This window comes from Meridianimarinicoccus roseus (genome assembly GCF_003172915.1).
Taxonomy (GTDB): domain Bacteria; phylum Pseudomonadota; class Alphaproteobacteria; order Rhodobacterales; family Rhodobacteraceae; genus Meridianimarinicoccus; species Meridianimarinicoccus roseus.
Genome location: NZ_QGKU01000048.1, coordinates 44,727 through 68,248, shown reverse-complemented (window position 1 = coordinate 68,248; position 23,522 = coordinate 44,727). Strand labels below are relative to the sequence as shown.

The 23,522-nt window shown below is 67.1% G+C and carries 23 protein-coding genes; 11 read left to right on the top strand and 12 right to left on the bottom strand.

Annotation, left to right across the window (positions count from 1 at the left end; genetic code table 11):
* Positions 1-112 precede the first annotated feature (112 nt).
* Positions 113-1,033, bottom strand: a complete 921-nt coding sequence (locus DKT77_RS15465) for a DMT family transporter (RefSeq protein ID WP_274520097.1) — start codon at positions 1,031-1,033, stop codon at positions 113-115.
* Entirely contained in the window at positions 1,030-2,028 is a 999-nt protein-coding gene (gene meaB, locus DKT77_RS15460; RefSeq protein WP_109812579.1) for a methylmalonyl Co-A mutase-associated GTPase MeaB, read from the bottom strand. The genes DKT77_RS15465 and meaB overlap by 4 nt, the downstream gene beginning before the upstream one ends.
* A 119-nt stretch (positions 2,029-2,147) precedes the next feature.
* On the opposite strand from meaB, the gene DKT77_RS15455 reads away from it, so the two are divergent.
* From DKT77_RS15455 to DKT77_RS15415, 9 genes are all read left to right on the top strand, one after another.
* A complete protein-coding gene (locus tag DKT77_RS15455; protein WP_238547934.1) occupies positions 2,148-2,930 on the top strand; it encodes a DUF3108 domain-containing protein in 783 nt (260 codons plus the stop codon).
* 261 nt (positions 2,931-3,191) lie between these two features.
* Positions 3,192-5,642, top strand: coding sequence for an ATP-dependent helicase HrpB (gene hrpB / locus DKT77_RS15450; RefSeq protein ID WP_109812577.1), 2,451 nt, complete (start codon positions 3,192-3,194; stop codon positions 5,640-5,642).
* Between the two features lie 627 nt (positions 5,643-6,269).
* Positions 6,270-7,682 (top strand): L-serine ammonia-lyase, encoded by a 1,413-nt coding sequence (locus DKT77_RS15445; protein WP_109812576.1) that lies wholly within the window; start codon positions 6,270-6,272, stop codon positions 7,680-7,682.
* A 333-nt stretch (positions 7,683-8,015) separates the two neighbouring features.
* On the top strand, positions 8,016-9,200 hold the full coding sequence (locus DKT77_RS15440; RefSeq protein WP_109812575.1) for an aspartate aminotransferase family protein: 1,185 nt from the start codon (positions 8,016-8,018) through the stop codon (positions 9,198-9,200).
* Positions 9,187-9,771, top strand: a complete 585-nt coding sequence (locus DKT77_RS15435; RefSeq protein ID WP_109812795.1) for a GNAT family N-acetyltransferase — start codon at positions 9,187-9,189, stop codon at positions 9,769-9,771. Before DKT77_RS15440 ends, DKT77_RS15435 begins: the two co-directional genes overlap by 14 nt.
* 3 nt (positions 9,772-9,774) lie before the next feature.
* Positions 9,775-10,701, top strand: a complete 927-nt coding sequence (gene argF, locus DKT77_RS15430; RefSeq protein ID WP_109812574.1) for an ornithine carbamoyltransferase — start codon at positions 9,775-9,777, stop codon at positions 10,699-10,701.
* The gene (locus DKT77_RS15425; RefSeq protein WP_238547933.1) at positions 10,686-11,144 is read left to right on the top strand and encodes a lipocalin-like domain-containing protein; all 459 of its coding nucleotides are present in this window, start codon (positions 10,686-10,688) and stop codon (positions 11,142-11,144) included. Before argF ends, DKT77_RS15425 begins: the two co-directional genes overlap by 16 nt.
* Before the next feature lie 203 nt (positions 11,145-11,347).
* Positions 11,348-12,517, top strand: a complete 1,170-nt coding sequence (locus tag DKT77_RS15420) for an alpha-hydroxy acid oxidase (RefSeq protein WP_109812571.1) — start codon at positions 11,348-11,350, stop codon at positions 12,515-12,517.
* A gap of 242 nt (positions 12,518-12,759) precedes the next feature.
* Positions 12,760-13,383 carry a 50S ribosomal protein L25/general stress protein Ctc gene (locus tag DKT77_RS15415; protein WP_109812570.1) on the top strand — a complete coding sequence of 208 codons (624 nt, stop codon included), beginning with the start codon at positions 12,760-12,762 and terminating at the stop codon, positions 13,381-13,383.
* A 51-nt stretch (positions 13,384-13,434) separates the two neighbouring features.
* On the opposite strand, the gene DKT77_RS15410 is transcribed toward DKT77_RS15415, so the two are convergent.
* The 4 genes from DKT77_RS15410 to hmuQ all read right to left on the bottom strand — a co-directional run bounded on the left by DKT77_RS15410 (position 13,435) and on the right by hmuQ (position 17,313).
* Positions 13,435-14,307, bottom strand: a complete 873-nt coding sequence (locus tag DKT77_RS15410; protein WP_238547932.1) for a class I SAM-dependent methyltransferase — start codon at positions 14,305-14,307, stop codon at positions 13,435-13,437.
* A 338-nt stretch (positions 14,308-14,645) separates the two neighbouring features.
* Positions 14,646-16,421: an ATP-dependent nuclease gene (locus DKT77_RS15405; protein ID WP_146205017.1), complete on the bottom strand. Its 1,776-nt coding sequence runs from the start codon at positions 16,419-16,421 to the stop codon at positions 14,646-14,648.
* A gap of 16 nt (positions 16,422-16,437) precedes the next feature.
* Complete coding sequence (locus DKT77_RS15400) at positions 16,438-16,869, bottom strand: BrnA antitoxin family protein (protein WP_109812567.1); 432 nt, start codon at positions 16,867-16,869, stop codon at positions 16,438-16,440.
* Between the two features lie 126 nt (positions 16,870-16,995).
* The gene (hmuQ, locus tag DKT77_RS15395; RefSeq protein ID WP_109812566.1) at positions 16,996-17,313 is read right to left on the bottom strand and encodes a heme-degrading protein HmuQ; all 318 of its coding nucleotides are present in this window, start codon (positions 17,311-17,313) and stop codon (positions 16,996-16,998) included.
* 78 nt (positions 17,314-17,391) lie between these two features.
* Between hmuQ and pth the strand changes: the two genes are divergently transcribed.
* Complete coding sequence (gene pth, locus DKT77_RS15390; RefSeq protein ID WP_109812565.1) at positions 17,392-18,105, top strand: aminoacyl-tRNA hydrolase; 714 nt, start codon at positions 17,392-17,394, stop codon at positions 18,103-18,105.
* A 33-nt stretch (positions 18,106-18,138) separates the two neighbouring features.
* Complete coding sequence (locus DKT77_RS15385; RefSeq protein ID WP_109812564.1) at positions 18,139-18,516, top strand: DUF2237 family protein; 378 nt, start codon at positions 18,139-18,141, stop codon at positions 18,514-18,516.
* Positions 18,517-18,553: 37 nt separating this feature from the next.
* On the opposite strand, the gene trpB is transcribed toward DKT77_RS15385, so the two are convergent.
* The 6 genes from trpB to DKT77_RS15355 all read right to left on the bottom strand — a co-directional run bounded on the left by trpB (position 18,554) and on the right by DKT77_RS15355 (position 23,495).
* Entirely contained in the window at positions 18,554-19,774 is a 1,221-nt protein-coding gene (gene trpB / locus DKT77_RS15380) for a tryptophan synthase subunit beta (protein ID WP_109812563.1), read from the bottom strand.
* Entirely contained in the window at positions 19,759-20,424 is a 666-nt protein-coding gene (locus DKT77_RS15375) for a phosphoribosylanthranilate isomerase (RefSeq protein WP_109812562.1), read from the bottom strand. Before DKT77_RS15375 ends, trpB begins: the two co-directional genes overlap by 16 nt.
* Before the next feature lie 7 nt (positions 20,425-20,431).
* Positions 20,432-20,791, bottom strand: a complete 360-nt coding sequence (locus DKT77_RS15370) for a LapA family protein (RefSeq protein WP_109812561.1) — start codon at positions 20,789-20,791, stop codon at positions 20,432-20,434.
* A 9-nt stretch (positions 20,792-20,800) separates the two neighbouring features.
* Positions 20,801-21,082 carry an integration host factor subunit beta gene (gene ihfB / locus DKT77_RS15365; protein ID WP_109812560.1) on the bottom strand — a complete coding sequence of 94 codons (282 nt, stop codon included), beginning with the start codon at positions 21,080-21,082 and terminating at the stop codon, positions 20,801-20,803.
* A gap of 264 nt (positions 21,083-21,346) precedes the next feature.
* Positions 21,347-23,080 (bottom strand): 30S ribosomal protein S1, encoded by a 1,734-nt coding sequence (gene rpsA / locus DKT77_RS15360; RefSeq protein ID WP_274520096.1) that lies wholly within the window; start codon positions 23,078-23,080, stop codon positions 21,347-21,349.
* Between the two features lie 172 nt (positions 23,081-23,252).
* The gene (locus DKT77_RS15355) at positions 23,253-23,495 is read right to left on the bottom strand and encodes a hypothetical protein (RefSeq protein ID WP_109812558.1); all 243 of its coding nucleotides are present in this window, start codon (positions 23,493-23,495) and stop codon (positions 23,253-23,255) included.
* Between the last annotated feature and the right edge of the window lie 27 nt (positions 23,496-23,522).

Here is a 23,522-nt window from a genome sequence, read left to right as displayed (position 1 = left end):
GGTCTGGCGGGGTCCGGGCACGCCCGAACGGCTGGTGTTACAACGGAAAGGGGCGCCGCCACGCAGCGCCCGGGAATTCGTTGGCTGCGTTTAGGGGCATCGCGCCGGGGCGTCAAGCGCTTTCGGCCCGCCGCGCGCGGGTCAGCGTGTAGAGCCCGGCCGCCAGAACGATCACGCTGCCCCCCAGCGTGGCAAGGCTCAGGCCCTCGCCGAACACCAGCACCCCGAGTGCGACGCCGAACAGCAGGCGGCTGTAGCGAAACGGCGTGACCACCGACACGTCGCCGGTGCGCATCGCGGCCGTCAATCCGGTGTAGGCGGCCACCCCGATCGCCGTGCCGGCGGCGACGCATCCGAAGGCTGCCGGGTCGGGCCGCACCGTACCCCCCATCGCCGCCCAGAGCAGCGCGCCGGTCGGCACCAGCACCGCGAAGCCGCACAGGCCCAGCTGGCGATTCGACAGCACGCGCGGCGCGGCGCGCGTGGCAAGGTCCCGCCCGGCGAACCCGGCCATGCCGATCACCGCGAGGATCGAGGCGGGCACGAACGATCCCGGCACCGGTTGCAGGATCACCAGCACCCCGGCAAACCCGGCCAGCACCGCGGACCAGCGCCTCCAACCCACCTTCTCGCCGAAGATCAGCGCGGCACCCGCCACAACGACCAGAGGCGTCGCCTGAAGGATCGCCGTCGCCGCCGACAGCGGGGTCAGCGCGATCGCGAGCGTATATCCGAGCCGCCCGGTCACCTCGGCCGCCGCGCGCAGCACGACACCGCGATGCGCCATCGCCGGGTGCCACAGCCGCTCTCCGTGCAGACGAGCCAGCAGCGCGAAGCCCACCGTGCCGCCGGCACCGAACAGCATCAGCACAAGCCCGACCGGCAGCGTCGCGGCCGCCGCTTTCAGGAACATGTCCTCCACCGCGAATGCAGCCATCGCAGCCACCATCAGGCCCGCGCCGCGCAGGTTCTCGGCGGGGCTGGCCGGAACATGCACCGCTGCCGCGCGCGGCCCCCGCGCCGGGCCGCTCACCGTCCCAGCCAGTGGAGCATCTCTTCCGCGGCGACGGCGGGCAGCGCGGTGCCCTCGGCCACCTGCGTGCCGAGATCGGCCAACCGCGCGCGCGCGGCCGGATCGCCCGTGAGCCGCGCCAACAGGCCCTGGCGGACCTCCTCCTCGAACCAGTACCGCGCCTGCGCCGCGCGGCGTGTGTCCCAATGGCCCTGCGCCTTGCGCCAGGCGGCCAGCTCCTGCATGTCGTTCCAGGCCGCCTGCAGGCCGGTTTCCTCAGCCGCCGAGACCATGATTGCCTTGGGAAAGCCTGGCGGATCCTGCGGGCGCTTGCGCAGCAGCCGCAGCGCGCCGGCGTAATCCGCGCAGGTCCGGGTGGCGGTGGTTTTCAGCGCGCCATCGGCTTTGTTGACGACGATCATGTCGGCAATCTCCATGATGCCGCGCTTGACGCCCTGCAATTCGTCCCCGCCCGCCGGCGCCATGAGCAGCAGGAACAGGTCCGACATCTCGGCCACCACGGTTTCGGACTGGCCCACACCGACCGTTTCGATCAGCACAAGGTCGAATCCCGCCGCCTCGCACAGCGCCACCGCCTCGCGGGTGCGGCGGGCGACTCCGCCAAGTTGTGTCTGACTGGGCGAGGGACGGATGAAGGCGTTCGGATCCCGGCTCAGGCGCTCCATCCGGGTCTTGTCGCCCAGGATCGACCCGCCCGAGCGGGCCGAGGACGGATCGACCGCCAACACGGCGACGCGCAGCCCCTGCCCGGTCAACATCATGCCGAAGGCTTCGATGAAGGTGGACTTGCCGACGCCCGGCGTGCCCGAGAGGCCCACCCGCAAGGCGCTGCGCCCCTCGTCTTTCAGCCGGTCCAGAAGCGCCACTGCCTGCGCACGGTGGTCGGCGCGCCCGCTCTCGATCAGTGTGATCGCCCGCGCCAGCGCCCGCCGCTCGCCCCGCAGGATGCGCGGGGCCATCTCTTCGGCGAAGGCGTCGGGGGGGGACAAGGGCATGGGGCGACCTCACAATTCGGTGTGGCCGTTGTCTTGCCTTGTGGCGGGGGTGTATGTCCAGCCTAACACCGACCGGGAAACGGTCGCCCGCAGGCCCGCCGCAACGAAAGGGACGCCCCATGCCCCACCGAACAGCATATCCGGCCGTACACCGCGGACACCGCCCTGCCGGAGCACTGACCCGCGCCGCCGCTGCCCTGGCGCTTGTGCTAGCGGCGACGCTGGCGCCCGCGGCGGGGCGCGCATCCGAGGAAAGCGGTGCGTTCGACGTGTCGTTCGGCGGCATCCGCGCCGGCGTGATCGCGTTTCGCGCACAAGAGACGGCGGCGGGCGCGTACACAGCGCATGGATCGGCGAGGGCAAGCGGGCTGCTGGGCGCGCTCTTCGATGCGGAGATCGACACGGTCGCGCAGGGAACGGTGTCGGGGAACACCTACCGCCCGAAAGTGGCGCGCGAAGTGACGATCGACGGCAAGGACGACACCGAACGGACCTACAGGTATTCCGGCGCGGGCGTGCCGACGATCACGCGCACGCCGCCACGCGGGCCGTCCAGCCATGCCGCGCCGCCGGAGGCGCAGGCCGGGACGGTGGACACGACGACCGCGGCCTGGGCGATTCTGCGCGACCGGCCCGCGGCGCTGGCCTGCCAACTGGACATCTCGATATATGACGGGCGGCGGCGGCACAGGATCGAGCTGAACCGCGCGGAACCGGCGCAGGGCGGGCTGACCTGCAGCGGGCGCTATACGCGGGTGGCGGGGTTCAGCCCGGACGACATGGCGGAGCGGCGGGAATGGCCGCTCACGATGCGCTACGCGGCGATCCCGGGCGGAACGCTGCGCGTGGAACAGCTCAGCTTTCCGACCAGCTTCGGACGCGCGCGCATCACACGCCGCTAGCGGCACAAGCCAGATGCGACCCGGTCGGCCGCGCGGCGCGGGGTATCGGCTGCCACGCGCGCGGCGGCGGACGCGCCGACCCGGCCGACCCGCCGAGAACCGGCAAGGGAGGCTCCCGCCCGTCTTCGACATCCGACGATGTCTCATCCCGTTGGGCCCCGCAGGCGGGCTAGCCCGCCTGCGGCCGCGTTGCGGCAGTCCGGGCACGCAGCACCGCGCAGGAGAATTGCACCGGTACGCCGGGCGGGGCATATCGCCTTCATGACCCGTTCCGCCCTGCCCATCGACCCGATCCTGCCCGACCTCGTCGCCGCGCTGGCCGCCCACGGGCGCGCCGTGCTGCAGGCCCCGCCCGGCGCGGGCAAGACCACCCGCGTGCCGCCCGCGCTTCTGGCGGCCGGAGCACCGGGGCGCATCCTCATGCTGGAGCCACGCCGCCTAGCCGCGCGCGCAAGCGCCGAGCGTATGGCTGCGGAACTGGGCGAGCCGGTCGGGCGCACCGTCGGGTATACCATGCGCGGCGAAGCGCGGGTGTCCGCGGGCACCCGGATCGAGGTCGTCACCGAAGGCATTCTGACCCGCCGCCTTCAGGCCGACCCAGGACTGGACGGAGTCTCCACCCTGATCTTCGACGAGTTCCACGAACGCAGCCTTCAGGCCGATCTCGGTCTCGCGCTCGCCTGGGAGGTCCGCGGCGCGCTGCGCCCCGACCTGCGCCTCCTGGTGATGTCGGCCACGCTGGACGCCGCGCCCGTCGCCGCCCTGCTGGACGCTGCGCCCGTGCTGACGGCGCAGGGCCGCGCCTTCCCCGTCGACACCCGCTGGCTCGACACACCTCCCGCCAGCGGCCGCGGCGCGCCACGCCTGCCCGAAGCCGCGGCCGACCTGACCTGCCGCGCGCTCGGCGAGACCGAGGGCGGTGTCCTCGTGTTCCTGCCCGGCGAGGCCGAAATCCGGCGCTGCCTCGCCGCCCTCACCCCGCGGCTGCCCGCGGACTGCATCGCGCTGCCGCTCTACGGCGCGCTGCCCGCGGCGGCACAGCGCGACGCGCTGGCGCCCGCCGCACCCGGACTGCGCAAGATCGTGCTTGCCACCGCGATCGCCGAGACCTCGCTGACCATTGACGGCATTCGCGTGGTGGTGGACGCCGGCCGCGCCCGGCGCGCGCGTTTCGATCCCGGCTCGGGCATGTCGCGGCTCGTGACCGAACGGGTGACGCGGGCGGAGGCCGAGCAGCGCCGCGGCCGCGCCGGTCGGGTTGCCCCGGGCATCTGCTACCGGATGTGGACCCGCGGCGCGGAGGGCGCGCTGGCCGCCTTCCCGCCCGCCGAGATCGAGGCCGCGGACCTGACCGGCCTCGCGCTCGAGTTGGCGCAATGGGGCGCGGGCCCCGAAGCGCTGGCTTTTCTCACACCGCCGCCCGCCGCCGCGCTGGCCGAGGCGCAGGCGCTGCTGACCGGCCTCGGCGCGCTGGACGCGGCCGGGCGGATCACCGACCACGGGCGGGCGCTGGCCGCCTTGCCGCTTCACCCGCGCCTCGGGCACATGCTGACGCGGGCGGGCGCGCAGGCCGCGCCGCTGGCGGCACTGCTGGGCGAGCGGGACCCACTGCGCGCGCCGCAGGGCTGCGATCTGGACCTGCGGCTTCGCGCCCTGCGGCAGCCCGGCGGGGTGGGCGACCCGGCCACTTGCAAACGCATTGCCGCCGAGGCACGGCGCCTTGCGCGGCGCGCGCCCGCCACGGACGCGCCGATGACCACGGGCGAGATGGCCGCGCTGGCCTATCCCGACCGGATCGCGCTGCACCGGCCCGGCGACGCGCCGCGCTTCGTGCTCTCGGGCGGCAAGGGCGCCGCGCTGCCCGAGGACGACCCGCTGGCCGCCCAGCGCCTGCTGGCGGTGACCGACCTGGACGGCGACCCGCGCGAGGCGCGCATCCGCCGCGCCGCACCGCTGAGCGAAAGCTCCCTCCGAGCCCTGTTCGCGGACCGGATCGAGGCCGTGACAGTCTGCGCCTGGTCGCGGCGGGAGCGCCGGGTGACTGCGCGGGTGCAGGAACGGCTTGGCGCGCTGGTGCTGTCCGACCGGGCCTGGAGCGACGCGCCGGATACGGAGCTGGCGCGCGCCGCACTCGACGGGGTACGAGAGTTGGGACTGGGCCTCTTCGACGGGGCGCGGGGCTTCACACTTCTGCGCGCACGGCTCGCGGCGGCGCGCGCGGCACGGCCCGACCTGCCCGATCCGTCCGACGTCGCGCTGCTGGAGCAGGCCGACGACTGGCTGCTGCCCTTTCTGGGCCAGGTGCGCAGCGCCGCCGATCTGCGGGCGTTCGACCCGACCCCGGCCCTGCGCGCCGCCCTCGATTTCGACCAGGCGCAGGCGCTGGACCGATTGGCGCCTCCAGCCTACACGACACCGCTGGGGCGCCGGATTCCGATCGACTACTCGGCCGAGAGGCCGGAAATCGCGCTACGGCTGCAGGAACTCTTCGGCGAGACACGCCACCCACAGGTCGGAGGGCAACCGCTGCGGGTCACGCTGCTGTCACCGGCCGGGCGGCCGGTGCAGACGACGATGGACCTGCCGGGCTTCTGGGCGGGCAGCTACGCCGATGTGCGCAAGGACATGCGCGCGCGCTATCCCCGCCACCCCTGGCCCGAGGACCCGACCCGCGCCGACCCGACCCTGCGCGCCAAGCCGCGTGGGCGCTGAGCGGCGCAGGGTGGGTCAACAGCCGAAGCGGGGCGCTCCCGCCCGTCTTCGCGGCAAAGCAGCTTCATCCCGTTGGGCCGCGCAGGCTGCGCCTGCCCGCTGGTTGGATGGCGGGCGATGCGCACCGCCCGGGAGCGAGTTTGCGCGGGGCCACGACCGTGACCGGCAACGCCCGCCGACACGCATTACCCACGACCGAACGACCGCGCGAGCAGCGTGGCGGAAGGCCCGGCGCGCCACCCTCCCCCCTTGCCCTCGGGCACCAAGCCCGGCGACCGGTCTGCCGTGCTCCGCTGACCGTCAATCCCGCCCGGCAGGCGGGCTTGCCCGCCTGCCGGGCCCAACGGGATGAGACTTCGTCAGATGTCGAAGACGGGCGGGAGCACCCCCTGTCGCCGCACCGACGACGCGGGCCAAGCTGCACCGTGCGCGCTGCACCGGTTCCGGCCCCTGCCGAGACCTGGCTTTCCCGATCGGCCCGCGCGCTCCCTTGCGCTCCGGCCCCCCATGCCCCCGCCGCCCGCGCGGTCGCCGCCGCCGCCGGGCGCGTCGCAAACGGCCTGCATCTGCCGCCCACCTGCGCTAGGCTGGCGCCACATGCCCTCCGCCCCGAAAGGACCCGCGCTAATGTTCCTGTCCGTCTTCGACATCTTCAAGGTCGGCATCGGGCCGTCCTCTTCGCACACGATGGGCCCGATGACCGCCGCCGCCCGCTTCCTCCAAGACCTGCGCGGCGGCGCCGAGAAGATCCCCGGCGCGGGGACCCTCGCCGCCGTGCGCGCTTCGCTTCACGGCTCGCTCGCCTTCACCGGCAAGGGGCACGCCACCGACCGCGCCGTGATCCTTGGACTGCAGGGGTTCGAGCCGCACAGCCTCGATCCGGACCGCGCCGATGCCGCCATCGCCGATGTGACCGCCGCCCGTCAGGTCACCCCGCCGGGCCTGCCGCCGCTCGCCTTCGACCCCGCCACCGACCTTGCCTTCGACTACGGCCCGCCCCTGCCCGGTCACGCCAACGGGCTGGTGTTGCTCGCCCTCGACACCGCGGGCAACCCCTATCACCGCGAAACCTACTACTCCGTCGGCGGCGGCTTCGTGCTTACCGAGGCGGAACTGGCCACCCGCGACGCCGCCAGCTCTGACCTGCATGATGAGAAGGCCGCCCACGGCTACCCCCATCCGTTCGGATCCGCGCGCGAGATGCTGCGCATGGGCGACGCGGCCGCGCTGTCCGTCGCGGCCATGAAACGGGCCAACGAGCGTGCGCACAGCCCCGGGATCGACCTCGACGCGCGACTCGATTCGCTTTGGGACACGATGAACGGGGTGATCGACCGAGGCCTGACGCAGACCGGCATCCTGCCCGGAGGGCTCAACGTGCGCCGCCGCGCCCGCGCGATCCACGAACAGCTTCTGTCCGAAGCCGGCCGCAACCTCGCCCAGCCCCATGTCGTCAACGACTGGCTGTCGGTCTACGCGATGGCCGTGAACGAGGAAAACGCGGCCGGAGGGCGCGTCGTGACCTCGCCCACCAATGGCGCGGCTGGCGTGGTGCCCGCGGTGATCCGCTACTACCGGGACCACTGCATCGGCGCGTCGCAGGTCGGCATCCGCGACTTCCTGCTGACCGCCGCCGCGATCGGCGGGCTGATCAAGCACAACGCCTCGATCTCGGGGGCAGAATGCGGTTGCCAGGCCGAGGTCGGCTCCGCGTCGGCGATGGCCGCGGCGGGGCTCTGCGCCGCGCTTGGCGGCACCAACGCCCAGATCGAGAACGCGGCCGAGATCGCGCTGGAACACCATCTCGGCATGACCTGCGATCCGGCGGCCGGCCTCGTGCAGGTGCCCTGCATCGAACGGAACGGACTGGGCGCGATCAAGGCGGTCTCCGCCGCGTCGCTGGCATTGCGCGGGGACGGGCAGCACTTCATGCCGCTCGACAACTGCATCGAGACGATGCGCCAGACCGGGCGAGACATGTCGGAAAAGTACAAGGAAACCTCGCTGGGCGGGCTGGCGGTCAATCTTCCCGAATGCTGAAGCGGCCCGGGCAGAAGCCGCCGGACCCCTGCGGACGGAACCCGGGGGCGTGGCCACGCCGCTGACCGGCGCCCCGGCACAATCCGGGCGCGCCGCCCCCCGCGCACCACCACGGCCCTGCCCCGCCCCGAACATGGGCCTTCCCCTTTTCGGCCCGCCTTGCTATGCCGCCGCGCATGGACACCTCAAACGCCCTCCGACGCCGCTGCGTCCGCGCCTGAGCCCGCCTTCGCGGGGCACATCCCCCGTGCCGTCCATCCCGATCAGACCCCCGAACATTGACACGCCCCCGTGCCTGCGGCACCAAAAGGGCTTCCCGACGAGGACACGCCGATGATCCCCTCCGTTCTGCCGACCTACAACCGTGCGCCATTCACCTTCGTGAAGGGTGAAGGCACCTGGCTGATCGAGGCGGACGGCCGCCGCTTCCTCGACATGACAGCCGGGATCGCGGTCAACGCGCTCGGCCATGCGCACCCGGCGCTGGTGGCCGCGCTGACCGCGCAGGCGCAGGCGCTCTGGCATACCTCGAACCTTTACCGCATCCCCCAGCAGGAGGCGCTGGCCGACGCGCTGGTGGACGCCACCTTCGCCGACACGGTCTTCTTCACCAATTCCGGCACCGAAAGCTGCGAACTGGCGGTGAAGATGGCCCGCAAGTACTGGTTCGACAAAGGTCATCCGGACCGGACCGGCATCATCGCCTTCGAAGGCTCGTTCCACGGCCGCTCCGCCGCGGGGATCGCCGCCGCCGGATCCGAGAAGATGACGAAGGGCTTTGCACCGCTGCTGCCCGGCTTCACGCACCTGCCCTGGGGCGACCACGACGCCCTGCGCGCCGCGGTCACCGGCAGCACCGCCGCCATCCTGGTCGAACCGGTGCAGGGCGAAGGCGGCATCCGCCCGCTGCCCGACGCCTGCCTGAAGGGCCTGCGCGCGCTCTGCGACGAGACCGGCACGCTGCTGATCCTCGACGAGGTGCAATGCGGCATGGGCCGGACGGGTCGGCTCTTTGCCCATGAATGGGCCGGGATCGCGCCCGACATCATGATGGTCGCCAAGGGCATCGGCGGCGGCTTCCCGCTGGGTGCGGTGCTGGCGACCGAAGACGCGGCCTCCGGGATGACCGCCGGCACCCACGGGTCCACCTATGGCGGCAACCCGCTGGGCTGCGCCGTAGGGCTGGAAGTCATGCGCCACATCGCCGACCCCGCCTTCCTGGCCGAGGTGAACCGCAAGGCCGCCGCCTTCCGCCAGTCGCTCGAAGGGCTGGTGGCCGAACATCCGGACGTTTTCGACCACGTGCGCGGATCGGGGCTGATGCTGGGCCTGAAATGCAAGGCCCCCGCCGCAAGCGTCGTCGCCGGGGCGCAGGCTTGTCAGCTTCTGACCGTGCCCGCCGCGGACAACGTGGTGCGCCTGCTGCCGCCACTGACCATCACCGATGACGAGCTTGCCGAGGCCGCCGCGCGCCTGCACGCCGCCGCCGCCGCGCTGCATGTCCATGAAACCGCCTGACTATCGCTTCGTGCCGGTCACGCGCGACGATTACCCGATGCTGCGGGGCTGGCTCGCCCAGCCCCATATCGGCGGATGGTGGGGCGATCCGGACCGCGAGATAGCCCTGATCGAGGAAGACATCGACAGCGGGCCCACGGACATGCGCATCGTCCAGCTTGGCGATGCGCCCTTCGCCTTCGTGCAGGATTATCCGGCGCATCACTGGCCTATGCCGCACTATGCCGGTCTGCCCGACGGCACCCGCGCGATCGACACGTTTATCGGGGATCCCGCGTTTCTCGGGCGGGGCCATGCGGCGCGATACCTGCGCGCGCGGGCGGCCATGCTGTTGGCCCAGGGGGCACCGCTGGTCGTGGTGGACCCGGACCCGGCCAACCACCGGGCCATCGCCAGCTATGCGCGGGCAGGCTTCCACGGCGAGACCATCGCGCCCTGCGAGGACGGAACGCCAGTGCGCGTGATGACCTTCAGCCCGGGCCGCGCACCGCCGCGACCAGTTCAAGTCCATGACGAAAATCGCGGGCTACGGGGGGCAGACCGCCCCCAAGCATCCGCCAAAAGGCCCTGATCCATGACCCACTTCCTCGACCTGCACAAGACAGCCCCCGCCGACCTGCGCGCGATGATCAACACCGCCGCCGCCATGAAGACCGCCCGCGCCGGCGCTCCGCGCGGCACACCCGATGCCGACCAAGCCCTCGCCGGCCGCGTGGTCGCACTGGTGTTCGAGAAACCTTCCACCCGGACCCGCGTCAGCTTCGATGTCGGCGTGCGGCAGATGGGCGGGCAGACGCTGGTCCTGTCCGGCGCCGACATGCAGCTCGGCCACGGCGAATCCATCGCCGACACCGCCCGCGTGCTGTCGCGCTACGTCGATCTCATCATGATCCGCACGTTCGAGGAGTCGACCCTGCTGGAACTGGCAGACCATGCCAGCGTGCCGGTCATCAACGGGCTGACGAACCGCACCCATCCCTGCCAGATCATGGCCGACATTCTAACCTTCGAGGAACATCGCGGCCCGATCACCGGCAAGCGCGTGGTCTGGGCCGGCGACGGCAACAACGTCTGCACCTCGCTGATCCACGCCGCCGGGCAGTTCGGCTTCGACGTGACCTTCACCGGGCCCGAACCGCTCGATCCCGAACCCGAGGCGGTCGCCACCGCACGTGCCGCCGGGGCCGCAATCACCATCGAACGCGACCCGGTGCGCGCGGTGGCCGGGGCCGATCTCGTGGTCACCGACACATGGGTATCGATGCACGATCCCGCCTCCACCCGCGAACGGCGGCACAACCAGCTGCGGCCCTACCAGGTCAACGAGGCGCTGATGAAGGCGGCGGGCGACCAGGCGCTGTTCATGCACTGCCTGCCGGCCCACCGCGAGGAAGAAGTCACCAGCGCCGTGATGGACGGGCCGCAATCGGTGGTCTTCGACGAAGCAGAGAACCGCCTGCACGCACAGAAGGCAGTGATGCGCTGGTGCCTCGGGCTGTGACCGGCGCGGCCGATCCGGCCCCCCTGCTGGGCACCTGGGCGCTGCGGCGCTGGGTGAACACGGCGGCGGACGGGACGCAGGCCCACCCTTTCGGGCCGGATGTGCGCGGGCTGATCGGCTACCTGCCGGACGGCCATTTCTTCGTGCAGATCGCCCGCGCGGATCGCGCCGCCTTCGCCGCGCCCGACCCGTTCGGCGGCAGCCTGCAGGAAGACGCGGGCGCGATGAAGTCGCAGATCAGCTATGCCGGGCGCTTCACCTTCCACGGCGATCATGTGCTGCACCATGTGGCGGTGGCCAGTTTCCCGAACTGGACCGGCGGCGTCCAGCGCCGCGAAGTCGCGCTCGAAGGCGACCGGCTGACCCTTCGCGCGCTCGGACTGGTGCTGGCGGGCGGCCCGGCGACGGCCGTGCTGGACTGGGACCGAGAAGCGCCCGCCTGAGACGCGGGGCGTTCCAAGACGGCCTACGCCTGTCGGCCCACCCGCCGACGTTGCGCCATGCCGCACAGCCCGCCTCCAGGCGCTTCGGCGACAGAGACACGCAATTGCGCCCCGGCACGAACGGCGGCGGCCCCGGGCCGTCGCGTCGCATTGCGCGCCCCTCGCGGCATTGGTAAAGGAACATAACCAATCCGGAGGGACTCATGTCTGCCATCACCTGCATCGACGATCTCAAGCGCCTCTACAAACGACGCGTTCCCAAGATGTTCTATGACTACGCCGAAACCGGCAGCTGGACGGAACAGACCTTCCGCGAGAATACCTCCGATTTCGACAAGATCTATTTCCGCCAGCGCGTCGCGGTGGACATGACCAACCGCACCACCGCCGGGCAGATGATAGGGCAGGACGTGGCGATGCCCGTGGCACTCGCCCCCGTCGGACTGACCGGGATGCAGCACGCGGACGGCGAAATTCTGGCCGCCCGCGCCGCGAAGAAGTTCGGCGTGCCGTTCACGCTCTCGACCCTCTCGATCTGCTCGATCGAAGATGTCGCCAAGGCCACCAAGGCGCCCTTCTGGTTCCAGGTGTACACCCTGAAGGACGACGACTTCATGGAACGGCTGATGGGGCGCGCGCGCGACGCAGGCTGTTCGGCCGTGGTCATCACGCTCGACCTGCAGGTGCAGGGGCAGCGCCACAAGGATCTGAAGAACGGACTCTCCGCCCCGCCCAAGCTGACACCCGCATCCATCGCCAACATGGCCACCAAGGTCGGCTGGGGGCTGAAGATGCTGCAAACCCGTCGCCGCACCTTCGGCAACGTGGTGGGCCACGCCAAGGGGGTGACCGATCCGTCTTCGCTGTCGTCCTGGACGGCCGAGGCGTTCGACCACGCGCTCGACTGGAACCGCGTGGCCGAACTGATGAAGATGTGGGGCGGCAAGGTGATCCTGAAAGGCATCATGGACACCGAAGACGCCCGCCGCGCTGCCGACCTCGGCGCCGACGCGATCGTCGTGTCCAACCACGGCGGCCGGCAGCTGGACGGCGCGCTGTCGTCGATCCGCGCCCTGCCCGCCATCGTCGACGCGGTCGGCGACCGGATCGAGGTGATGTTCGACAGCGGCATCCGCACCGGCCAGGACATCCTCAAGGCCAGGGCGCTCGGCGCGTCCGGCGTGATGATCGGCCGGTCCTGGGTCTACGGGCTGGGCGCGATGGGACAGGCCGGCGTCACGAAATCGCTCGAAATCCTGCACAAGGAACTCGACACCACGATGGCGCTCTGCGGGCACCGCGACCTGCGCGAGGTCGGCCGCGACATCCTTCTCGTGCCCGAGGATTTCGAAGGCCGCTGGCAGCGCAACTGACCGCGCCGCCGTCACGCGTCGCCCCGGCCAGCACGCCGATCCCGGTGCCCGCCGCCCTGCCGCGGCCGGCCGGGGCCGCTCGGGCTGCCGTCCACCGCGCCCGACACGCCCCGAGGGGCCGAAACGCGACATGCACGAAGGGGGCCGCCGCGCCCCCTTTCCTTTTATCCCGATTGCCTGTAAGGCCACGCCTTCAACCGGGCATACACCCTTGGAGGATGCCCACAGCAAGGAGAACTGACATGGCTGGTGAGATCCCGGATCTTCACGCCGAAGTGCGCACGGGGACAGGCAAGGGGGCCGCCCGACAGACCCGCCGCGAGCATTACGTGCCCGGCATCGTCTACGGGGGCGACACCGATCCGCTCCCCATCAAGATCCCCTATAACGCGCTGGTCAAGCGCCTGAAGGCGGGCCGCTTCCTCGCGACGCTGTTCAACCTCAAGGTCGAAGGCCACGACGACGTGCGCGTGATCTGCCGCGCCGTGGAACGCGACATCGTGAAGGACCTGCCGACGCATGTGGACTTCATGCGCCTGCGCCGCACGACCAAGATCAACCTGTTCATCCCGGTCGAGGTGATCGGCGCCGACGTCGCCCCCGGCCTCAAGAAGGGCGGCATGCTGAACCTCGTCCGTCCCGAGGTGGAGCTGAAGGTGACCGCGGGCGACATCCCCGAGAAGATCACGCTCGACATCTCCGAGGCGGTCATCGGCGACACGCTGACGATCTCGAACATCACGCTGCCCGCCGGCGCGACCCCGACGATCGACCGCGACTTCGTGATCGCGAACATCTCGGCCCCGAGCGCACTCGCCGCCGCCGCCGATGACGAGGAAGAGGCCGAGGCGGACGCCGAAGCCTGATCCCGCCGGATCATCGCAGACACACGAAACGGGGCCTTCGGGCCCCGTTTTTCATGCCGCCCCCTTGACCGCCACGATCAGGAACTGCCAGCCGCCCATCAGGGCCAGCCGCTTCGACCAGTAGAAATGCAGCGCCGACGACGCGAACCCGGCCGCGACAAGATCCTCGCAGATGTCCCAGCCGAAATGCCGGAAGCACAGCGCGCCGCCATCGTCCAGGATATCGCCGTGATACTCGGGCGGCAGGATGTGCACGATCTCCCCGTTCTCGATCCGCGCCCGCTCCACATGCGCCTGTTCCTCTATCGCGAAGGGCACGGTCAGCAGCAGCTTGCCCCCCGGCCTCAGGCAGCGCACGATCTCGCGCAGCGCCGTCATGTAATCCGGGATGTGCTCCAGCACGTCGAAACTCAGGATGTAGTCGAAGCTCCCGTCCGCGAAGGTCAGCGCGGTGCCGTCCTCGTGGCGGATGCCCGCCGCGTTGGTCCGGCCCGGCGCGGTGCCGTCGCGCAGGTACTCGCTCCCCGTCAGGTCGGGGTAACGCGCCTGCAACGCCGCGAACAGCTTGGACATCTGCTCGGTCGCGTAGATCCGGCTCTCCGCCGTCGCCTCCTGCTCCTCCAGGAACTGCAGCGCCGCGCGCATCCGCGTGTTCAGCCCGCAGAACCCGCATTCCAGCCGTTCGCGGAAATTCGGCAGGCTGGTGCCGTCCGCAAGCTCGATCCCGAAGTACCGGTCCAGCAGGAACTGCGAGTCGCGCCTGCACACGCCGCAATGGCCCGCCACCTGCGCCGACACGAGGTCCGGCGCCAACAGCCCCTTCTCGTGCTCGAACCGCGCCTGCACCGCGCCGCCCAGATGGTCGAAATAGGCGGAGAACTCCGCCAGAGACGCAACCTTCGCCGTCCACAATCCTTCTGCCACATCCGCTCCCGTTCTTGCCGCGTTCCGCACGGCCCTCCGGCGAGGCGGACCATGCCGCGCCCGCGCCCCGGACGGCCCGCACCCCGCCAGCGTCGCGCAGATACCGCGCCCGATCAAGGCAGGGTTGGCGACGTCACCCGGACGCTCTGGGAAACCGCCGCACGGCCCGAGCGCGCTTGCCGCCGCCGCCGATGACGAGGAAGAGGCCGAGGCGGACGCCGAAGCCTGATCCCGCCGGATCATCGCAGACACGCGGAACGGGGTCTTCGGGCCCCGTTTTTTGTGTTGCTATTTTTATTTTTAGTTACTGATGACGTCCATACCAAAACTCGCCAATCTCATTCGGAGAGAGCCTCCCTTAAAGAAATGGCAAGTTCAGCCTCCCCCTCAACAATTCGCAGAAAGTTCGAAGTATCGCCGCCGCGCTGCGAAATTTCCTGCTTGAGCTTTTTAGAAAAGGTCTTCCCCTTAATGATACCAAAATCATCCGGCCCTTTATTGATCTCAATCCTCGCCATCGAAACTTTTGGCGCCTGATCTCGGTGCGCATAAAGCCTACGATCTTCGGCTAGCATCTGGCGCTTTGCTACAAAATCATCGTCAAGCCTGTCTTGCAATTCAGCGCGTATTTCTGAAAAAACCTCTCTTATCACAGGCAACTCAAGCCCCGACACGCTGGCAATACGCTCGGGCTGGAGAAAAAACGACTCCACGTCAGAAAAGTCTGTGATCCATAGCGAAACATTCTCACAATCATATTTTAGAGCCATTTTGTCACGTTCACTTGGCGTCATGAAATCACCATCACGATGCACTAATATCTTTGCCGCGCCAGTCATTGACAAAAGCGCTTCACAAGCATCTTTATTCGGCAAAGCAGTGTGCCCATTTACTGGCCAGATAGCAATCTGTCGCTCTAACTCTGGCCATTGCTTTATTAAAGATCGCAACTCTTCAGGCTTTGAATCTTCTGTGATAATAATGATTCTCTTATCCAGAATACCCCACCCCATTTTTTGCCTTACCGCGTCACCTTCATCAATAACCCCACCATCCTTCATCCAAACAACGTTTGCACTTTCAGGTAGCGCCTTAACTAAGTTTGGGCTGTGAGTCGTCAAAATAACAGAACTCTCGTACTCTTTGGCAACCCGTGAGAGAACCGCGATCAAGTCTTCCTGTCGACTTGGATGCAGATGTGCATCAGGTTCGTCTATCAAAAGTATTTTAGGCCTATAAAGAATAAGATAGGAAAAAATCTGTATGCACTGAAGTACACCAGTTCCGGCAAGCTCAAGCGGTGTAAAATATCCGCCATGCATACCATGGGTTCGAAGCGTACAGTCAATCAGGAAATCTCTGCCTTCTGAAAAATTGACTTGTATATCCACTTCATCAAGAACTTCTGAGCAGAGTTCAGAAAGCCTCTCCAAAGACACTTGCGGATCATTAGATTCCTTGATTTGCAAAAGAATGTTCCGAAGAACTGCATTGGCATCGCCGCTAGCAGCCTGCCTAAGAATTGGGAGCCTAGATCGTTTTTCCTCAGCCAGCGGAATGCCAGCAAGCCCGGGTATATAGCTCGAAAATGGACGATCCCTATTTGACATTAATTCGTACAAATCTGAACTAATAAGATCATTCTGCAAGTCTATCTTGATAACATCATTGTTACCCTGGCTTAGCTTTACCGTGCTTTCCTGTACAGGAGCATCGTCATCGATGCCGTGCTCAAATGACACTCTGACACTCACTTCTCGATTGGGACCCCTTCCCTGCCGTAATTCTCGATTGTGCCCAACCTTGCGAACCTGCTCCGTCGGATAGAAATCGAAATCGTGCGCTGCAATACTCCTCGATTGATTTCGCTGCGCCCTAGGGTGAGCAATACATCTGCAAGCCCAATGGATAGCCTGAAGGACCGATGATTTCCCCGAACTGTTCTCGCCAACCAATACAGTCAGCCCATCTGATAATGGAATTAAAGCATCTCGAACTGCCTTAAAATTTCGAACCCTAATTGAAACTAATTTTACCATCGTTTCAGTTGCTCTTTTTTCCAAGCCAACTATCAAGAGTAGTAAAACCGTATGATGAAGCTCGTAAGAAAACAACCAGCTTCCGGGACGGTCATCCCCCCTCCCCCCTCAACCGCGCCCGCTCCTCCGCCCGGAACTTCGCGATCCGCGCCTCCGCCGCGTTCACCTGTGCGATTCGCATCTGGGCGAAGGTCGCCAGCACCCGGTTGATCCGCGCCTGGTAGCCCTGCCCCATCCCGCGATAGAATTTCGCCACGCTCTCATCCAGCAGCAGGGTCACGCGGACCTTCTTCTCCGCTACGTCCACGTCGCGTTCCAGCGTGTCCCACGCCTCGGGGATGTGCTTGCCGATCCAGAACGGCGCAAGGTCTTCATACTCAAGGTCCCGCACCTCGCCCATCAGCCGTTCATAGGCCAGTCGCGCGGTCTTGGTCTGGCCCGGCTCCGGGGCGCGGCGGTGCAGGTTACGCGTCGGCTCAAGGCGGGCCGGGGGCGTGCGGTGGGCGGTTGAACTGCGGGGCATCGGCGTTTCCTTCGGCATTGGATCACGCAATCAGCCTGCCGCAACGGGGTTAACGCGGCCCTGCGCCACCGCGCGCAGGGTCCTACGGGAGTCATATGCGAGTCATATGGCGTTCATATGCGCCGTTCAGCCCGCCGTGATCTCCTGCACGGTCTCGAAGATCTCCAGTTCCGGCGCGCCTTCATACAGGTCCCCGGTGCTGCCCGCCCCGGCATGGGCCTTGCGAAACGCCTCCGATTTCGTCCAGGCCCGGAACGCCTCTTCCGACTCCCAGCCGGTGTGCGAGGCATAAAGCCGGTAGCCGTCCTTCTCGGGGCCCTTGAGCAGGTGAAAGGCTTTGAAACCAGCGACTTGGGTCAGGTGGCTGTCGCGCTGCGTCCATAGCTCCTCGAACGCCTGTTCCTGCCCCAGCTTCACCTTGAACCGGTTCATCGTCAGATACATCTCGCTCTCCCGCACTGGTGTTTCGCGCCCATTCACGGCACAACGGGGGCCAAGGTCAACCGCCACACGGAGCCTGTCATGCGCCTTCTCGTCGGGTTGGGCAATCCCGGCCCCCAATACGCCCGCAACCGCCACAACATCGGCTTCATGGCCGTCGATCGCATCGCCGAAGACCACGGCTTCGCGCCCTTCCGCGCCAAGTTCAACGCATTGATAACCGAAGGAAATCTGCGCGGGTCCAAGGTTCTGGTGCTCAAGCCACAGACCTTCATGAACCTCTCGGGGCAGGCCGTCGCCGAGGCCGCGAAGTTCTTCAAGATCGCCCCAAGCGACCTGATCGTCTTCCACGACGAACTTGACCTCGCCCCCGGCAAGATCCGCGTCAAGACCGGCGGCGGGCATGCGGGGCACAACGGTCTGCGCTCCATCCATGCCCATCTCGGACCCGATTACGGCCGCGTGCGGTTGGGCATCGGGCATCCGGGCCACAAGGACCGCGTGTCGGGCTATGTCCTTGGCAACTTTGCAAAGTCGGACGAGGACTGGCTGGACGATCTGCTGCGCGGCATCTCGGACGGGGCGGCGGACCTTGCGGCAGGCGACACCGCCCGCTTCCTGAACGCGGTCGCGCTTCGCACCGCTCCGCCGCGCGCGTCGACCGGCACCTCCCGCCCCGCCGCAGCGGAAGCAGACACGTCAAAGGGGAAGGCGGCACCCGACAGAGAGGTGGAGCAAAGCTCCGAACCGGACGCGCGCCGTGCCCTGCAACGCCTTGCCGACAGGTTCAGATAGGCTAGCCTTCAGGCAACAGAGAAAGGACAGGACATGGACAAGGCACCCTCCCTCAACGTGAACGGCGACGCGCTTCAGCCCTGCTCCACCGATCCGATGACCGGGTTTTTCCGCAATGGTTGCTGCGACACAAGTGCGGCGGACCGTGGCAGCCACACGGTCTGCGCGGTCATGACGGCGGAGTTCCTAGCCTTTTCGAAGTATGTCGGGAACGATCTGAGCACGCCGCGCCCGGAATTCGGCTTTCCCGGGCTGAAACCAGGCGATCAGTGGTGCCTGTGCGCGGGCCGCTTCCTGCAGGCGCATGACGACGGTTGCGCGCCCGAGGTGAACCTTTCGGCCACGCACGAACGCGCTCTCGACATTGTGCCGCTGTCAGTGCTCACGCAGTACGCACGCACCGAAACCTGATGCATTGGCCCGCCGCCCGGGCGAGGCTTGGACGGGATCAGATCTCGACGCCAAGCGCCTTGGCGACGGTGAAAATATCCTTGTCGCCGCGCCCACACATGTTCATGCACAGGATGTGGTCGGCGGGCAGGTTCGGCGCGATCTTCAGGACGTGGGCCAACGCGTGCGACGGTTCCAGCGCGGGGATGATGCCTTCCTGCGCACAGCACACCTTGAACGCTTCAAGCGCCTCGTTATCGGTGATAGAAACGTATTTCGCGCGCCCCGTCTCGTGCAGCCAGGAATGCTCGGGCCCGATGCCCGGATAATCAAGTCCGGCCGAGATCGAGTGCCCTTCGAGGATCTGCCCGTCCTCATCCTGCAGAAGATAGGTGCGGTTGCCGTGCAGAACACCGGGACGCCCGCCGGTAAGGCTTGCGCAGTGTTCCATCTTCTCGTCCACGCCGTGCCCGCCTGCTTCCACGCCGATGATGTTCACGCTGCGGTCGTCGAGGAACGGGTAAAAGAGGCCCATCGCGTTCGATCCGCCGCCGATCGCGGCAATGATCGTATCCGGCAGACGGCCTTCCTGTTCCTGCAATTGCGCCTTGGCTTCCTTGCCGATGATAGACTGAAAGTCGCGCACCATCGCCGGATAGGGGTGCGGCCCCGCCACCGTACCGATGCAGTAAAACGTATCGCGCACGTTGGTCACCCAGTCGCGCAGCGCGTCGTTCATGGCATCCTTCAGAGTGCCCCGGCCCGAGGTCACAGGCACCACCTTGGCCCCCAGAAGCTTCATCCGGAAAACATTGGGCGACTGGCGTTCCACATCATGCGCGCCCATGTATACGACGCATTCCAGCCCGAACTTGGCACACACCGTCGCGGTGGCAACGCCGTGCTGACCGGCACCGGTTTCGGCGATGATCCGCGACTTGCCCATGCGCCGCGCCAGAAGGATCTGGCCCAGCACGTTGTTGATCTTGTGTGCGCCGGTGTGGTTCAGCTCGTCCCGCTTCATGTAGATCTTGGCGCCGCCGCAATACTCGGTCAGGCGCGCGGCGTGATACATGGGCGAAGGACGGCCGACATAATGCGTCCAGAGGTCGTTCATTTCGTCCCAAAAGCTCTGGTCGGTCTTGGCGTGCTCGTAGCAGGCTTCCAGCTCTAGGATCAGCGGCATCAACGTCTCGCTCACGAAACGTCCGCCGAAATCGCCGAAACGGCCCTTCTCGTCGGGGCCGGTCATGAAACTGTTGATCAGGTCGTCTGGCATCCCGTATCTCCCGTCGCTGCAGCCACGAAGGCCGCAATCCTGTCCGCATCCTTCAGCCCCGGCGCGCTTTCCACGCCCGAGGACACATCCACCTGCCGCGCTCCGGTCAGGCGGATCGCTTCGGCCACATTGTCGGGCCGCAGCCCGCCCGCCAGCATCCAAGGCACCGGCCAGCGCCGACCGGCAATCAGACGCCAGTCGAAGGCCAGACCGTTGCCACCCGGCAGCGCCGCGCCTTTCGGCGGCTTGGCATCCACCAGCAGCATGTCGGCCGCGCGGGCATGATCGTCAAGCGCGGGCAGGTCGTCCGCGTCCGCCACTCCTACGGCCTTCATCACGGGAAGGCCAGTGCGGGAACGGATTTCGGCGACCCGCGCGGGCGTTTCGGAGCCGTGAAGCTGCAGGATATCAAGTGGCACCGACGCGGTCAGCGCATCAAGCTGCGCATCGTCGGCGTTCACCGTCAGCGCCACCTTCGCGATGCCCGGAGGCACCCCCTGCGCCAGAGCAGCCGCTTGCGCGACGGAGAGGTGTCTTGGGGATTTTTCGAAGAACACAAGCCCGACATAGGACGCCCCGGCCGCCACGGCGGCGGCAAGATCGGGGGCGCGGGTCAGACCGCAGATCTTGACCCGAACCTGATGTGCCATGCAGCGGTCAGGCGCGGGACTGGTTGTCGTCCAGCAGCGCGAGGATCTCGTCCTGGCCCTGCTTGCGATCCGCCTTGATCTTTTCCAGTTCCTTGGCGAGCATCGCCCGCTCGCGACGGTTGTTCGTCGCTTCCGACCGGTGCTTGTGCTCTCGCATCCATTCCCAGAAGAACCCGAGCAGGATGCCCACGGCAATGCCTCCGAACACCACCATGTACAGCGGCAGCTCGTACGAGACGTTGTATTTCGTGAACGGGACCAGTTCCGCGGGCAGCAGCGTAAGCGTGACCACAGACCGGTTCGCGAAGCCGATGATGACCAGCGCCAGCGCAATCAGCGCGAGGATGAGATAGGTGATGAACCGCATGCGTGCCTCTTACTTGTCGTTCAGCCGGTCGCGCAGCAGCTTGCCGGTCTTGAAGAACGGGACGTGTTTTTCCTCAACCTCGACCGAGTCGCCGGTGCGGGGATTGCGGCCCACTCTCGCGTCCCGTTTCTTGACTGAGAAGGCCCCAAATCCGCGCAGTTCCACACGGTCGCCGCGCGCCATGGCCTCGATGATCTCTTCGAAAATCGTGTTCACGATGCGCTCCACGTCTCGTTGGTAGAGATGTGGATTCTCATCGGCAATCTTCTGGATCAATTCAGACCGGATCATTTGGAACGTCCCCTTCGGTGCCCCCTTCTTGTCACGAAGGGTTGCCCGAAATCTATAGTCTAATGGCCTGATTTGAGAAGCATAAATACTGTCTAAGGCGAAAGTCCGCGGAAAAGGGTGCCGATTCTGGCCGCTCGGGCCGACGAATGCGCGGCAACACGGCGGCGGGCGGACATTGCCGCGGCGCAGCACTCCTGCCATGATTCGAAAGGGGCGCGCCCGTCGCCGGACGCGCCCCCGATGTTCTGGAGTAGCAGGTGTGGATCAGTCGTTGCTCTTGAGAGCCGCGCCCAAGATGTCGCCCAGCGACGCCCCGCTGTCGGACGAGCCGTACTGCTCCACCGCTTCCTTTTCCTCGGCGATCTCGCGCGCCTTGATCGACAGACCCAGACGGCGGGTCTTGGGGTCGATGTTGGTGACGCGCACGTCGATCTTGTCGCCGACCTGGAACCGCTCCGGGCGCTGCTCGGCGCGGTCGCGGCTCAGGTCGCTGCGGCGGATGAAGGACTTGGCACCGTCGTAGGACACCTCGATCCCGCCATCCTCGATCGCGGTGACTTCCACCGTGACGATCGAGCCGCGCTTGACGCCGCTCGTGGCTTCCGCGAACGGGTCGCCATCCAGCGCCTTGATCGAAAGCGAGATACGCTCCTTCTCGGCGTCGATCTCGGTGACCACCGCGCGGACCATCTCGCCCTTGTGGTAGTTGCCGATCACGTCCTCGCCGCGACCTTCCCAGGTCAGGTCCGAAAGGTGGACCATGCCGTCGATGTCGTCGTCGAGACCGATGAACATGCCGAACTCGGTGATGTTCTTGACCTCGCCCTCGACTTCGGTGCCGACCGGGTACTTCTCTTCGAAGACTTCCCACGGGTTGCGCATGGTCTGCTTGAGGCCGAGCGACACGCGGCGCTTCGCCGGGTCGATCTCGAGCACCATGACCTGAACTTCCTGGCTGGTGGACACGATCTTGCCGGGATGCACGTTCTTCTTCGTCCAGGACATCTCGGACACGTGCACGAGACCCTCGACACCGGCTTCCAGCTCCACGAAGGCGCCGTAATCGGTGATGTTGGTCACGCGGCCCGTGTGCACGGATTCCAGCGGGAACTTGGCTTGCACCGATTCCCACGGATCTTCCTGCAGCTGCTTCATGCCGAGGCTGATGCGGTGGGTTTCCTTGTTGACCTTGATGACCTGAACCTTGACCGTCTCGCCGATCGACAGGATCTCGGACGGGTGGTTCACGCGGCGCCACGCCATGTCGGTGACGTGCAGCAGGCCGTCCACACCGCCAAGGTCGACGAACGCGCCGTACTCGGTAATGTTCTTGACCACGCCGTCCACGGCATCGCCCTCGTTCAGCTTGCCGATCACCTCGGCACGCTGCTCGGCGCGGGATTCTTCAAGGATGGCGCGACGCGACACGACGATGTTTCCACGGCGGCGGTCCATCTTGAGGATCTGGAACGGCTGCTTCAGACCCATCAGCGGGCCGGCATCGCGCACCGGGCGCACATCGACCTGTGAGCCGGGCAGGAAGGCCACGGCACCGCCCAGATCGACGGTGAAACCGCCCTTGACGCGACCGAAGATCGCGCCCTCGACGCGGTTCTCGTCGGCATAGGCCTTCTCGAGGTGATCCCACGCGGCTTCGCGGCGGGCCATCTCGCGGCTGATCACGGCTTCGCCGCGTGCGTTCTCGACCTGACGGAGGTAGACTTCCACCTCGTCACCGACCGAGATCTCGGGCGCTTCGCCGGGGTTTGCGAATTCCTTCAGATCGACGCGGCCTTCCATCTTGTAGCCGACGTCGATGATGGCCTGGCCCGCCTCGATGGCGATGACCTTGCCCTTGACAACAGAGCCCTCGTCGGGCGTGTCGATCTCGAAGCTTTCCTGCAGAAGGGCTTCGAATTCTTCCATGGATGCGTTTTGCGACATATGAGGTTCAGGTTTCCTTCGGTTTCGGTTTGCTGGCCGGGTGGTTGTCTCCACCGGTCTTGGGTTGGTCGCGGCGGCATCCGGATACCAAAAAACGCGAAGGGCCGGTGTTTGCCGACCCTGCCCGCGTTTTTCTGCTCCGACGTTTTCGCCGTGTTGACGAGCGCGCTATAGGCCAAACGCACCCGGTTGACAAGCCCGCGTAGCGGCCGGGGCCGGAACGCCCTTATGCGAAGGTCGGATCGTCGTAGCCGAAAAGCGGGTCCTCGAAGGCTGTGCCGTTGGTGCCCCAGATGGCATCGAGCACCGGCCCGCCCGCAGCCGTGCCGTTGGTGCCCCAGATCGCCTCCAGCATGGGGCGCGGCACCTGCGCAGATGCGCCGTCCGATCCCCAGACGGCTTCCATGTCGGGCACCTGCTGCGAAGCGGTGAGCGGGCCGGTGATCTTTTTGAAGTCGAAATGGTCCATGTTCCTGTCTCCGTTGCCGCGCTGCCG

What these genes read in the sequence shown, in the direction of transcription:
- meaB (WP_109812579.1), bottom strand. Translation starts at nt 2,028, where the DNA reads ATGCCCTTGTCCCCCCCCGACGCCTTCGCCGAAGAGATGGCCCCGCGC.
- DKT77_RS15455 (WP_238547934.1), top strand. Translation starts at nt 2,148, where the DNA reads ATGCCCCACCGAACAGCATATCCGGCCGTACACCGCGGACACCGCCCT.
- hrpB (WP_109812577.1), top strand. Translation starts at nt 3,192, where the DNA reads ATGACCCGTTCCGCCCTGCCCATCGACCCGATCCTGCCCGACCTCGTC.
- DKT77_RS15445 (WP_109812576.1), top strand. Translation starts at nt 6,270, where the DNA reads ATGTTCCTGTCCGTCTTCGACATCTTCAAGGTCGGCATCGGGCCGTCC.
- DKT77_RS15440 (WP_109812575.1), top strand. Translation starts at nt 8,016, where the DNA reads ATGATCCCCTCCGTTCTGCCGACCTACAACCGTGCGCCATTCACCTTC.
- DKT77_RS15435 (WP_109812795.1), top strand. Translation starts at nt 9,187, where the DNA reads ATGAAACCGCCTGACTATCGCTTCGTGCCGGTCACGCGCGACGATTAC.
- argF (WP_109812574.1), top strand. Translation starts at nt 9,775, where the DNA reads ATGACCCACTTCCTCGACCTGCACAAGACAGCCCCCGCCGACCTGCGC.
- DKT77_RS15420 (WP_109812571.1), top strand. Translation starts at nt 11,348, where the DNA reads ATGTCTGCCATCACCTGCATCGACGATCTCAAGCGCCTCTACAAACGA.
- DKT77_RS15415 (WP_109812570.1), top strand. Translation starts at nt 12,760, where the DNA reads ATGGCTGGTGAGATCCCGGATCTTCACGCCGAAGTGCGCACGGGGACA.
- DKT77_RS15400 (WP_109812567.1), bottom strand. Translation starts at nt 16,869, where the DNA reads ATGCCCCGCAGTTCAACCGCCCACCGCACGCCCCCGGCCCGCCTTGAG.
- hmuQ (WP_109812566.1), bottom strand. Translation starts at nt 17,313, where the DNA reads ATGTATCTGACGATGAACCGGTTCAAGGTGAAGCTGGGGCAGGAACAG.
- pth (WP_109812565.1), top strand. Translation starts at nt 17,392, where the DNA reads ATGCGCCTTCTCGTCGGGTTGGGCAATCCCGGCCCCCAATACGCCCGC.
- DKT77_RS15385 (WP_109812564.1), top strand. Translation starts at nt 18,139, where the DNA reads ATGGACAAGGCACCCTCCCTCAACGTGAACGGCGACGCGCTTCAGCCC.
- trpB (WP_109812563.1), bottom strand. Translation starts at nt 19,774, where the DNA reads ATGCCAGACGACCTGATCAACAGTTTCATGACCGGCCCCGACGAGAAG.
- DKT77_RS15375 (WP_109812562.1), bottom strand. Translation starts at nt 20,424, where the DNA reads ATGGCACATCAGGTTCGGGTCAAGATCTGCGGTCTGACCCGCGCCCCC.
- DKT77_RS15370 (WP_109812561.1), bottom strand. Translation starts at nt 20,791, where the DNA reads ATGCGGTTCATCACCTATCTCATCCTCGCGCTGATTGCGCTGGCGCTG.
- ihfB (WP_109812560.1), bottom strand. Translation starts at nt 21,082, where the DNA reads ATGATCCGGTCTGAATTGATCCAGAAGATTGCCGATGAGAATCCACAT.
- DKT77_RS15355 (WP_109812558.1), bottom strand. Translation starts at nt 23,495, where the DNA reads ATGGACCATTTCGACTTCAAAAAGATCACCGGCCCGCTCACCGCTTCG.